Source organism: Nitrosomonas communis (assembly GCF_900114745.1).
GTDB classification, from domain to species: domain Bacteria; phylum Pseudomonadota; class Gammaproteobacteria; order Burkholderiales; family Nitrosomonadaceae; genus Nitrosomonas; species Nitrosomonas communis_A.
Genome location: NZ_FOUB01000002.1, coordinates 170,173 through 183,093, shown reverse-complemented (window position 1 = coordinate 183,093; position 12,921 = coordinate 170,173). Strand labels below are relative to the sequence as shown.

At 47.4% G+C, this 12,921-nt stretch carries 12 protein-coding genes; 3 read left to right on the top strand and 9 right to left on the bottom strand.

What is annotated here, in order from left to right; translation table 11 throughout:
- The coding region (locus BM122_RS01785) for a transposase (RefSeq protein WP_143083271.1) at positions 1-303 on the top strand (303 nt) is incomplete at its 5' end.
- A 161-nt stretch (positions 304-464) separates the two neighbouring features.
- Here the strand turns inward: BM122_RS01785 and BM122_RS23065 are convergent.
- Positions 465-602 (bottom strand): hypothetical protein, encoded by a 138-nt coding sequence (locus tag BM122_RS23065; protein ID WP_177198017.1) that lies wholly within the window; start codon positions 600-602, stop codon positions 465-467.
- A 428-nt stretch (positions 603-1,030) separates the two neighbouring features.
- Between BM122_RS23065 and BM122_RS01780 the strand changes: the two genes are divergently transcribed.
- On the top strand, positions 1,031-1,450 hold the full coding sequence (locus BM122_RS01780) for a hypothetical protein (protein WP_083398279.1): 420 nt from the start codon (positions 1,031-1,033) through the stop codon (positions 1,448-1,450).
- Positions 1,451-1,645: 195 nt separating this feature from the next.
- Positions 1,646-2,971 carry a porin gene (locus tag BM122_RS01775; RefSeq protein WP_074903090.1) on the top strand — a complete coding sequence of 442 codons (1,326 nt, stop codon included), beginning with the start codon at positions 1,646-1,648 and terminating at the stop codon, positions 2,969-2,971.
- A gap of 120 nt (positions 2,972-3,091) precedes the next feature.
- On the opposite strand, the gene BM122_RS23060 is transcribed toward BM122_RS01775, so the two are convergent.
- The 8 genes from BM122_RS23060 to dnaJ form a co-directional block, all read right to left on the bottom strand.
- A complete protein-coding gene (locus BM122_RS23060; protein WP_256211833.1) occupies positions 3,092-3,787 on the bottom strand; it encodes an endonuclease/exonuclease/phosphatase family protein in 696 nt (231 codons plus the stop codon).
- 11 nt (positions 3,788-3,798) lie between these two features.
- Positions 3,799-5,934, bottom strand: coding sequence for a VTT domain-containing protein (locus BM122_RS01765; RefSeq protein ID WP_074903087.1), 2,136 nt, complete (start codon positions 5,932-5,934; stop codon positions 3,799-3,801).
- Positions 5,935-6,237: 303 nt separating this feature from the next.
- A complete protein-coding gene (locus tag BM122_RS01760; RefSeq protein ID WP_256211832.1) occupies positions 6,238-7,026 on the bottom strand; it encodes a BON domain-containing protein in 789 nt (262 codons plus the stop codon).
- A gap of 402 nt (positions 7,027-7,428) precedes the next feature.
- A complete protein-coding gene (locus BM122_RS01755; RefSeq protein ID WP_074903085.1) occupies positions 7,429-7,689 on the bottom strand; it encodes a hypothetical protein in 261 nt (86 codons plus the stop codon).
- A gap of 372 nt (positions 7,690-8,061) precedes the next feature.
- Complete coding sequence (locus BM122_RS01750; protein WP_256211831.1) at positions 8,062-9,291, bottom strand: carboxylate-amine ligase; 1,230 nt, start codon at positions 9,289-9,291, stop codon at positions 8,062-8,064.
- A gap of 5 nt (positions 9,292-9,296) precedes the next feature.
- A complete protein-coding gene (locus BM122_RS01745) occupies positions 9,297-10,772 on the bottom strand; it encodes a RimK family protein (RefSeq protein WP_074903082.1) in 1,476 nt (491 codons plus the stop codon).
- Entirely contained in the window at positions 10,769-11,506 is a 738-nt protein-coding gene (locus tag BM122_RS01740; protein WP_143083270.1) for a C39 family peptidase, read from the bottom strand. The genes BM122_RS01745 and BM122_RS01740 overlap by 4 nt, the downstream gene beginning before the upstream one ends.
- A gap of 202 nt (positions 11,507-11,708) precedes the next feature.
- On the bottom strand, positions 11,709-12,833 hold the full coding sequence (gene dnaJ / locus BM122_RS01735; RefSeq protein WP_074903079.1) for a molecular chaperone DnaJ: 1,125 nt from the start codon (positions 12,831-12,833) through the stop codon (positions 11,709-11,711).
- Positions 12,834-12,921 lie beyond the last annotated feature (88 nt).

The following is a 12,921-nucleotide window of genomic DNA, read 5'->3' as shown; positions in this document are numbered from 1 at the left end:
CCTGATTTGATTGCCAGGTTGCCTGACGCAAAAACAATAGTTGCGGACAAGGGCTATGACAGCGAATGGTTACGGGAACAGATAACGAAGAAGGGGGTTCAGGCTGTGATACCGAGAAAGCGCAACTCGTTGAAGGGTAATGCAGATATGGATTGGGGTTTATATCAATACCGGCATTGGGTGGAGAATGCTTTTGCCAGGCTAAAACAGTATCGGGCAATAGCAACGCGATACGACAAACTGAAGCGAAATTACGAGAGTATGGTAGCCATAGCGTGTGGATATCTGTGGCTACCTATGTGAAATGTCAACAGACCCTAATTAATTCTCAGGGCATAATGCATGTGCAGCGATTTTAAAACCTTCCGCAACCCTTCGCCCGTTTCCGGAACAGCAATAAGATGACTGTGGTTTATCGTCAGGCAATACGCCAACATATCACACCGCATGTATTGCATACCCCTTTAACCAGCCGAGATAAACGCTTCAATCGTCAGCGGTGAAAAAATATTTTTCTTACCGGCTTCCTCGTTACTTGAGGTCATGCGGTATACCAGCAAATACGGTGCTACTTCATCTTGCCATGTAGTGGTTATAGTCAAACTCCGTCTATTCAAATTCTAGCATTTCTGTTGGATACCTCCTTCATTTGGAAATTCTTCTATCAAAGCTTCTAGCATCAACCTATCTATTTTTATTGTATCCAAAAATGATACAATTAATTTCTTTTTTTACTACTTATTTTTTATTTTTATAACGGTACTATGCCATCATGAAAACAAATATAAATGTAGTAAACAGGGTTAATGTATTAAAAACCATAATATTATTATGAGTAATATTATGGTGAATCATCTTTACCATTAAATAAAATGCCATTTTGGCCAGTCAAGTTTAGTACAGCTTCGTATCCCCAAATGAACGTATTCTTGATATGGTTATTCCTAATGAGATATTGACACAATATTTTTGATAAAAGCTTTTAAATAAGGAAACGGGGGTGAAATTAAAGTAAGTTGATGGAGAGATTATGATGAAAAGATTGACTTTTTCGATGATTATTCTAATGCTTGGCTTCTTAGTTGGCTGTGCGCAAATGAGCCCAATAGGAAGTGTTCCAAGTAATGACCTTTATAGTGGGAAACTGCACACCATAGACCCTAACAATCATGATGCCATGGCTAACTACTACGAAGAAGCGGCGAATGAGATGAAAGCAAAGCTAAAAGCCCAGAAGGAGCGGCTTAAAGACTATGATAGCCACTCTTACTATTACGGGCGACGGGGACAAGATATTCGGTCGCATACCTCAGCAAACATTCGTATGTATGAGAATGCTATTCAAGAGAATATGAAAGAAGCCGCCCTTCACCGAAAAATGGCACGAGATCAAGAAAAACAAGAGTTCGGTTTAATAAGAGAAGAGGCTGCAGGCTCTCCATTAAATTAGTATTTTTTTAGCAAAAAGTATGTAAATTCTAGAGGGTAATGAATTTAAAAAAAGCTGAGCCGCCAGCGTCATTTTTGTTTTTTTTGGTTCATTGAAATACTGTGTACGCCGTTTATTTCATGAGCATTACTCTCTTTTTTATGTGATCAAAGACATGATCTGTCTAGTTTTCATGAAAGGCACGAGCAGGAAAAAATGAATTATGTATCTAGCAACCTCAATCAAGTGATATTCGCGGCAACAGGAATTCTATTGTTGTTTTTTTTGATTCTAAATACTACTCATGCTAATAGCCTATCTAATCTGTTCACTCAAAGTGGACTGGAATTCGGAGGTTGGATCAATGGCGGCGCAACTTACAATGCAAATAACCCTTCCGATGGCTTCAATGGCGCGGTAACGTTTGCGGATCGTGCTAATCGATTTCAGTTAAATCAACTCTATTTGTATTTACAACGCAATGTCGAATCAGAAGGTGCAAAATGGGATATTGGAGGCCGCTTCGACTTTTTGTTTGGAACAGATGCTATCTTTACTCAGGCTTTTGGTATATCCGCATTTGATGAGAATACTGGCGAACCAACGGATAGTAGGGGTAACTGGGATCTCAATTTGTGCTGTAAATCAACCCGCACCTACGGGATCGCTCTTCCACAAGCCTATCTAGAAGCTTACCTACCGGTTGGTAACGGCCTCAATATCAAGGCCGGGCATTTTTATACCCCGCTGGGTTACGAAACCGTTCCCGCCCCTGATAACTTTTTTTACACTCGAGCCTATATCCTTAACAGTGGCGAGCCTTTCACCCATGTAGGATTTCTAGGTACTTATACCGCCAATCAAAATTGGATTATTCAAGGCGGCGCAACGACAGGTAGTGCAACGGGTGGTTGGGATGGAGTTTTTGATAAGCAACTGGATAACTGGGGAGGGCTGGCAAATATCGTATGGGACAGCGACGATAAAAGAACTTCGGCACAACTCGGCGGTACTTATGGACAAACCGCTGTCAATGAGCCCTGGATGATGTACAGCCTCGTGCTGCAACATTGGCTCACCCCCAAGACGCACATGGTACTACAGCACACCTACGGCTGGGCCAGCAACATCAACTTGCCTGATGGCATTCATAATGCAGCGTGGTATAGCATCAACACCCACCTGACTTATGATCTTCTTCGCGACCTTTCCCTCGGCATTCGTGCTGAGCGTTTCCATGATCGCAATGGCTGGCGTGTTTTCTCACCCTATCGCATACTATCCGCATTGAACAATAAAGGCGTGAGCTACGCAGGCAACGTTCCTTTCATCAGTGCTCCCGCAGATTATTATGCAGCCACGGTGGGCATGAATTGGAAACCAGGGCAACGCTGGAAAAGGGGTTGGGAGCCGATCCGCAATATCATGATCCGAACAAATATCCGCTATGACAGAGCTGATGGCATTGATATGGCATTTCGGCCATTTGATGGGAAAAAGGATCAATTTCTATTTTCTCTGGATGTAACGATGCCCTTCTGATTCAACTCCATTGAAAGTGGATAGCGACACAGGTGTATGTCGTCACAACCAATTTGGACTTATGACTGACTGAATTAAGGGGGCAAAAAAATTTATGGGGATTCCTCAGGGCCTGCCCCCCTATTCTGCATAAATTTCTGACAGATCAAGTTCAGCGCGTAATGGCAGATGATCGGACGCCACTTGCGCCATAGGTGAGCGATAACGTTGCAGTTGGCGCAGCACTGAGTTAGGGCGGACCCAGAGCCGATCAAGCGCCAACAGCGGGAAGCAGGCAGGATAAGTAGCCAGTGATGGTGTCTCGACGAACGCCTGGTGGAACCAGCGGAGCAGCTGCCCCCTAAGAAACCACTCGTTGAGATCACCTAGCAGAATCTCTACTGGCTCACTTTGTGGTTCCATCAATTCCAGCAATCGCTGTGCTTGAATACGGCGTTCTCTGACTGACAAGCCGAAATGGGTCGCTACCAAACGTGCAGCTGTATTTTTTGCCCGGATACGTACGTCGATGGCCCCGCGCGGTTCCCGGCCTGGAACAGACAGATCATACTTAAAGACTTGCTCCACTGGTAATCGGCTGAGGAGTGCATTACCGTAATGAGCATTCTCTTTCAGCATGGTTGGTCCAGCGATCGGCTGATACGCATCTTCGGCGAAGAACTCAAGCAGATCGAGTCCACCGTCTTGGCGTGTCTCCACTTCCTGAAGTGCAATGATGTCTGCGTCTAGCTCTCTTAACACTATACGAATACGCTCGGGTGAGAAGCAGCCATCATTACCGTAGCAGCGGTGGATGTTATACGTAGCGATGATCACGGTTATCGGTTTCAGTCCTTTTTTGTTATCGGTTTCATGCTGATACGGCGCTTAAGCCAGGTGACCAGTCCGTAGCCGATAAGAGCAATGCCGCCGAAGACCAGAGCTAGCATGATAGCGCTTTTCCAACTAGGCTCTACCAACATAGCGTGAATGCGATCGGTAAAAAGCGTAATGGCAGCAATGCCGGGCCACATACCGATCACAGTGCCCCAGAAGAAATCTTTGAGTTTGATGTGGGAAGCGCCAGCTACCAAATTGGTGATTGTGTAAGGGGCAATGGGAACCACGCGGAAGAATATGACAGCCAGCATGCCCTGCTTCGCCAGCCGCAAGCTGATACGATTTAACCGGCCATTGCCAATCCGATACACCACATTGCGGCCGAGGTAAGCGCCGACCCCATAACCAGCTAGCGCGCAGCTAAGCGCACCAGCAAATGCACAGAAGAAGCCAGTAAAAGGTCCAAAAGCCATGATAGTTACGATAATGAGCAAAGTAATTGGAAACATCACCAGCCCGAGGATTGTCACACCAACTACTGCTAACAAGGGAGCAGCGGGAAGTTCGGCGAATGCTCCGAGGGCGAGGAGCAGCGTTTTGTAATCAAGGTATTCCGATAACGGTGTCCAGCGCCACATTGCCGCCAATGCCGCCAGGAACAGTAATATGATTATCCATACTGTTACGCGTCGCCGCGCTGGTGGTCGTTCCTCTTCATAAACGAACTGTTCGGCCAACCGGTCTGGATCGATTGGCTCATCAGGATCCACTAGCGTCGTCTCGGACACGAATTCCTCGACTACCTCAGGCACTTCTAGGAGCAGAGGCACAGGCCGCAGCGTACGGCCATTGCCGGACAACGCGTCGATGGCTCGCGTCAATGAGCCCAAGTTCGCGGTTGCCTGGGCGACCTGCTTGGGTTCAACACCAAGGTGTTCCGCCAGCAACCGATTACGAAAACCAGCGATTGCGGTGCAGATATCCTCGCGACCTTCGGATTCGAAGGCAAGATCGCATTCTGTATCGATACCCATCGAGCGATTGTTCAAATTGGAAGAGCCGACACGTACGAAAATATCGTCCACTACCATTACTTTGGAATGGACATTAATGTTGGTCTCACCAAGCTCAGGGATTTCTGGGTAGAGCACACGCAGGCGCCCTCGGTGATCTCTTTGCTGCAGCTTGTGCGTGAATTTGGCCCGCAGCACATCCATAGTTACTTGAGACAGCCAGCCGCACGTAGATTTGCCGGTCACAATAACTACTTCAGGACCTTCCGGCTCCTCAAGGCGTCGGGCGAGAGCGTCACCGATAACTGCGGAGGTGAGGTACTGATTCTCGATATAGATCGATCGCTGGGCCGCAGCAATCGCATCCACGTATAGACGTTCGACCTCACGAATCTCGGTACAGCCCTGATGAGCCGGCTCGGTGCGAGCAATGGCGACGCGCACATCCTCTACATCCACGGGCACGTCATCTGGCCATAGCTCTGCAACTGATCGTGGCGCGTGAGAAGGGATGGTATCCTTACATGCCCGTTGCCAGCGATCGCGCACCAACTCGCCAAGCGAGCGGGCAACAGGACCTGCTACCATCAGTTGCACATCATGATAGGGAATTGATGGACCATTGCCTTCATCACGCCGCAGGTCATTAGCTTTATGTTCGGGCGTGTCCCAGCGTCCCCGAGTCAAATCCAGACCACCACAGAACGCCACGGTATCATCTGCCACTACCACTTTCTGGTGATGGCAGGCACCGAGAGGATGGCAATCGTCAAGCCAGAAATGGACTCGTTGGTGAGTACGCCAATCCAATTGATAAGCTGGCAGCCATTCTCGCTCCATGCCATAGAGCATTATGAAGTCCCAATCGAGCACGTAGGCCTGGAATTCTGGCTCAGACTCGGCAAGATAATTAAGCAGCGATCTTAGCGTCTTGGGCCGACCATCATCATCTCCGTTTCGGATGAGCAGAAAATCACTGTAAATGTCCCATGCGAGTATTAACAGCGAGCGTTGTGCACGCAAGGCTGTGGCGTGGAATGCTCGAAAATAAGCGGCACCGTCCACCAGAAAGGCAATACGGTCTGCTGTTTGGACACGCCAACAATTTTGACCAGGTTTAAGAATCTTCATATCTGATGGAATGGGGAGGAGCCCGATTAGTTCCAAAGCAAAAAATTTTCAAGCAACATTTTCGGATTCACACCACTTATGATCAAACAATTCCATTTCTAAATCAAAAATGACGCGAAGGCGAACCGCAGACAGGATAAATAATAGGGCAAGGTGAAGCCGACAAAGTCAGTTTTGATTTAGAAATGGAATAAGAACAATGAGAAGTAGCAAAAAAATAATTTACTTGCCATATATCTCCTATAAAGATGAATAAGGATAGGATTATCTGTCAGTGAGCTCGTCGCTGCGACCTGTTGAAGCCTAGCTGAGCAATTCGAGGTTGTTAATTACACGTGTGACGGCAAACACGTACCAGGCATCAAGCTCGGCGCGGCGGCCCTCGTCAGCAGTGCGCACGTAGCCCTCAAGCGTCACCACATAGTTACTGCACTTGACGTCGATCTGTTCGGGCTGCACGAACGGGTCCATCTCGAGCACTAGGCGCACGGCATCAATGACTTCGTAGTCAGTGTCCTCCTCCGATGGCACGACGTTGAGCGAGTTGACGACGTTGCAGCAGCCGGGCGTCCACCAGGCAAGTACTTCGGCAATACGTTTGTGTGAAAGACTGATCACTGTGCCGTAGAGCGTAACGATCCCTCCCTTGACTTCAAAGTCGATCGATCCGCCGTTTTCGGGCGGCGCCTCGCGTAACGTCTCAAGCTTACTATTGCTCATGCCGCGAATCGCGCAGTTGCGCAGCTCGTTCGTGTTCAGCAGGAAGTTGGCGAGAGAAATGCGGATCGCGCCATCACCGCGCCGCTCACAGGGCGCGACAGATAACCGGTCGACAACTCCACGCGTACCTACGATTGCGCTCGCTGCTTGGAGAGCGAGCTTCTTGGCGGCGATGTCTGCGACCTCTCCCTCCATCACCACCGAGTCTTGCACCACGCTTACCTTCACCGGGTAACGATGCGGATTGATGCGCGGCTCATTTTCAAGAGCCTGCTGGATATGCTTCATCATGGCTTGGGTTTCGTTCATTTCGATCTCCCCGTCACTTAAATCGATGTATAGAAAAAATAAACGCTCTTTTTCATAGGACATGAAAGTAGAGCATTGAAAGTTTTGACAAATGACCAAATAAAATTCAAATATTTGTACTTAATTACTCAATTGGCAGCACAAACTATTCAATTTAACGTTGTTGTTCCAGGCGGCACCTAAGTGAATAAACTGAAAAGATCAAGTATTTAAGTAATTGTGCCGAATTACAAGATTGCATCTACACTTAATTTAGATGAGTGACTGGCACGATCTGGTCCTAGCCAATAATAAGAAAACAGATTCGACCAGTTCTACCACACCAGATCCACAAAATAAAAAACTGCCGTCACAAAAAACGGCAGGAAGAGTTGAATTTTGCGCTTGGCATGGGCCTGACTAATAGGTATTTCTATTATCTTTCAAGCAGTATTGATGACTCTTTTGGTCTGGGCAGCGCTTGATCTATGGGAACATAGGATAGATCGTTCGGTGAAATTTTTTGTTTTTCTTCTGTTTGATTTGTTGCCGTGGTTGTGTTTGTTTACTGGCTTGATCCAGTTGATTTGCTTGAGAGCTACCATGAATGTTGTCGGTAATGGTAGCCACCTTAGTAGAACTCGTTCCACTCGCTGAAGTATTTATTGGGTTAGCCAATACATGTCCGGAGGCACCAAACGCAAGAAGGATGCTTACAAGTATAGTTTTTTTATTGAATAGATTCATTTTTTTTCTCCTTAGAAACTATTCCCAGTTTCATCAAAATGTTTTACATAACCCCCTATTTCAGTAGGAATCGTATATGGCATTTCATGCAATAAAAATAAGCACATGCCTTAATTAGTTATAAGGAAAATCTTTAAAAATGACTAAAGAAAATCTTTAAAAAAAGAATAAGAAAAATTGAGGTATGTTGACAAACAAGGTGAGCTTGCCAAGGAAATTAAGCCCCACAAGCCGCCGGGCAATCTTGAATCAGGGCTAAACAGTCTTATACGGAACAGGTTATGAAATTGGCATGGGATATGATTGCCACCGTGTGCACAGCTAATGATAAAGTAAACCGCCTAGATCACATCACATTCTCTCTGCTTGGCTTTAACTTATTCCAACAAACAGCCGCCCTGCATGCAAGCAATCGCATAGTTCTCTGTAGACAGTTTTTAGCCGCGCCAGACTAAAATCCTGATCAACAGCACGCAAGATACGGCGTGCCAGCGTGCCCTGTTCCAGAATTACGGTTAACGCCTGCTGCCAGGGTTGTACACTTCGCTCTGACAGGACTGAGGCAATTAAATGCTGCCACAGCTCGCGTGCTTCGCAGTGTTGTGCAGAGCAGCCCATTAGTCTCAGATATTCCTGGTCAGTAATTCTGGCTTGCTCGGCATCTCGTATGCAGTCGTTTAGGATCTTGGCCAGAGAATCAGTACTGATCGCCTGCTGATTAGCGAATGGTGCGGTATGCTGGTTATACAATGCATGCACGACATCACGCACCACTGCAGCGATAGCCAGATCGACATACGGGCATTCCTGTATATCGATTACCCGGATTTCGATGGCATTGCGTACAAAACGTGCTGCTGCACCCCGTACATTGAACCATTCATGCTGTAAGATGCCTTTTGGGTCGAGCGCAGTGATCTCTTGATACATCGGCGCTAGAATCTGCTTTTCATAGGCAGCACGAGTCGTGATCGTGTCTGGTATCACTTTGCCCATGGTCGAAGGGATTTTGATTTGATGTGTCAGGTAATTTTGCATGCGGCAATCCAGAAAACTGGCTTGATACCCTTCAACAATTGGTGAGCTGGCTGCCAGTGCAGGCAAAATGGGTAACAACAGCCGGATGGCAGCATGCAAGCGGGCGAATTCGGCATCGTCAGCAAAAGGCATATTGAGATGCATGCTCTGCAGGTTGGCCCAGCCATGGCGTTTGCAATCAAAAATATGATCATAAGCACGATAGATTTCTGCATGATCATGCGGCCATAATCGTGTCTCGATTCGGGGGTTCATCCAGGGATGCATGGCAGAAGGCATCAATCTAGCACCCATCAATTCAAGTTCATTATTGATGTGCTGAATTTCTTTCTGAAACAATACGGCAAGAGATTCAATATTCGGCTCAGGCTCAGCATTCTTGAGTTCAAGCAGATGCAGAACGAGCTCATTGGACCAGGCCAGCCGACCGCACTCGACTTCAGAAACATATTTGCCCGAAAGTTTATGCAGCACTTCATCTGCAATAGGTAGAACGGAAAGGCTTTCGCGATCGACAATCATGTATTCCAATTCAATGCCGTAACTTGAGAAAGCGGGCAACATGGCCTTCACCATTCCCCTGCTTGCTTACGCCGATCCAATCGATGCAAAAATATCGTCATAATCTGTTGATACAAGATATCCTGGAGAATACCATCCTCATTGCCAGCATCGACGTTGGGATTATCATTAATTTCGATGACATAACAGCGCTTGCCGACCTCCTTGATATCTACTCCATACAAACCATCACCGATCAGATTGGCTGCCTTGAGCGCCATTTTCACTACCTTGGGCGGAGCTTCTTCCAGTGAGAAAGCTTGTGTGAGTCCTTCGACGTAATCATGTTTGTGTGCGCCATGCTTGACAATCTGCCAGTGCCCCGGCGCCATGTAATATTTGCAGACAAATAAGGGGCGACGATCCAGTATGGCTACACGCCAGTCGAATTCGGTTGGCAGATATTCCTGGGCAACGATCAGCTCTGATTTGTCCAGCAATTCATGCACCTTGTGACGCAACTCTTCTTCCGTCGTAACTTTCGCTACCCCCAGCGAGAATGAGCTATCCGGCTGCTTGAGCACACATGGCAAGGTGAGCGCAGGAATGACCTGTTCGACATTGTCCCGATGAACCAATAAAGTTTTAGGTACGGGAATGCGGTGCCGGACCATTAATTCGGCCAGATATACTTTGTTGTTGCACTTGAGAATGGAATTTGGGTCATCAATTACCACCAAACCTTCGGCAGCAGCCCGCCGTGAGAAGCGATAAGTGTAATGATTGACATAGGTCGTATCACGTATAAACAGCGCATCAAATTCAGGTAATCGGCCAAAATCAGTACGCGTAATAAATTCGACATGCATGCCAAGATTTTCTGCTGCCTTCTCGAATTGTTTCATTGCCTTGGCATTGGAGGGCGGCTCAGGATCGTTTGGGTCACGCAGAATAGCTAAATCATAACGAGGTACAATTTGCTTCTGTATCCATGGCTTGCGTCCGGAAAAATAATCTGTGGCAGCCTGCATGACAAAGCCCTGGTGTTGCAATGGAATATCGCTCGCAGCGATAGCCTTGATGTTGCGAATGCGCCACTGATCCCCCTGACGATCGAAATAAGCACGCAGCAATGGCGCCGGCAACAAATTAAACAACTGGCGACTGAGCTGATCGTAATGTTTGGCCACATTACGGCCAAAATAAATGCTAAGCTCGAATTGCTCTGATTTGATTAAAGCCAGTGATTTTTGTATCTGTTTATCCAGATTCTCAGTAATCAATCGCACCAAACCTGGGGATAGCAGATCCTCGATAACGTTCACCCGAGGAAAAGGCTTATGCCCGCGAGCTTCAGCCAGTAGTGAAACATAATAGCCTAGGCTTTGGTAGCGATAGGATTTACATAGATTGAAGACACGCACTCTGCTGAGCTGGCTGCCATAGGTCGGCTCAGTCAAATACACTCTGGCAGGCACCACCGTTATATCAGGAATATTCAGTGGCCAATCATGAGGATTGCTGACAACAATGAGGTTGCTCATGATAGCTCAATCGTCTGTTGTTCGAGTGTTCGTGGAGGATGGATGACTAACAAGTTGGAATCATACGTCACAATTCCCAACAAAATCGCTCCGATCACCCGGTCAATATTACTCCAGTATTCCTGGGTCGGCCCATAAGGATCAGCTATTAACAGCATACGCCTAGTGCGATTATAACCTGCGATAACCACGAAATGGCCCGCAGGGAAACCGCATATATCATCCGGTATATCATCCGGTCCATGCTCGCGCGCGGCACGATACAAAAACGTCGCACTCAATCCAGTCAGAATCGGAAGACCACGACGCAATAAGCCATGAATCAATGCATAAGAAAGATCGGCCAAGCGTAGTCGCCCACCCAGACTCAGGAATTCAAGATAGCCTTCCGTAACGTAACGCAGTCTGTGATCCATCTTGGCCTCCCGCTGCTGGCGCAGTCGCTCAGCAATATCCACCCCTGTCACAAACCAGGTTGGATCGAATACCTTCAGATTGTAGGTATAGATAGTGGCCTGAAAACCATTGCGTAAAGCATCGCAAGCCAGAAAAACATCAAATGTGCCCCTGCCGCTTTCCACTTTGCGGATGCGGGCAATGAGATCTTCCAGCGACTCGTTCCTGCCCCAGTAGTCATACACAGCATGCAAGCAAGTCGGGCCACAGGTCGTCTCATCCGGCTGGGGCAGTATTTTGACAGGTAAATGATGTATGGGTCTCAGCTTGGCAGCCATTCTCATCCGCCTCCTAAATCATGGATAATATATTCATCATGTTAAGGAAAACCTAGTCAGAAGTTACAGTAGCATATTTATTATTCCATTTCTAAATCAAAACTGACTTTGTCGGCTTCATCTTGTCGTATTATTTATACTGTCTGCGGCTCGCCTTCGCGTCATGGCATTCGAGTCATGTTTAATCTGGAAATGGAATGACTTATTCAGGTTTTTCTTCATGCACTTTGCGACTAATCACACGCAATTGCTCATATAATTCCCGCTCTTCCCGGCAGGGATGCTCCGGCACATTCAATCGAACCCGCAAATAGAGATCGCCAGTTCGTGCGCCTCTAAATGCGGGCAATCCTTTTCCTTTCAGACGCAATACCGCATCAGGCTGTGTGCCTGGGGGCACGGTCACGTCGATCGAGCCGTGCAATGTCTGCATATTGAGTCGGGTTCCCAGCACAGCATCAGTAAGCGGTAGCAATACGGTGTGCCACAAATCAGCGCCCGCTCGCTCAAAGCGCGCGTCTTGCCGTGTGCGTACCACCACATATAGATCGCCTGCGACACCATCAGGCGAAGGACTTGACATTCCTTTGCCAGGAATGCGCAATGCCATGCCCTCCTCAATCCCCACCGGGATTTTTACCGTCAATACTTCCTCTTGTTCGACCTCACCGCTGCCATTACATTCCCGGCAAGGATGGTCGATGATGCTCCCACGCCCATGGCAAGCAGAGCAGAGAATAATCTGCTGAATCAACAGGTGTTCTTTTTCCTCACGACGACTATGTGTGATGCGCCCAGTGCCACCACATGTTTCACATTTACGTGGCGCAACACCTCCTTCACCTCCTGTACCATGACAGGCTGGACAAGCCGCAGGACGCAGCACATGCACAACTTCTTCCCCACCTGCTGCCACCCGTTCCAGTGTGACGTAAAGTTCTACCTCGATATTTGCGCCACGAACTGCTCTTTCTCGTTCCCTACCTTGCCTCCCTCGACGAAAGAAACTATCAAACAGATTACCCATGCCGAAATCAAAATTGAGTCCACCAAAAATATCCTCAAAATTGATACCGCTGAATAAATCCTCACGGCTGGTTCCTGCCACTCCCGCAAACCCGCGCGCATCATATTCTGCCCGCTTCTGCGGATCAGAGAGAATCGCATAAGCTTCAGCAATTTCCTTAAAACGCTCCTCAGCCCCAGGATCTTTGTTACGGTCTGGATGATACTTCAGCGCAAGAGTACGAAAAGCATCCTTGATGGCCTTTTGATCGGCATCCTTGGCGACACCCAATACCTCATAATAATCACGCTGATCAGAAATAATGCTTCCTCTAGCTTTGGTTATTGTTAAAAACTCATTTTATTCATTGAAAATATTTCTTCAACTTTTCTTTAAGTTAGCAGCAAAT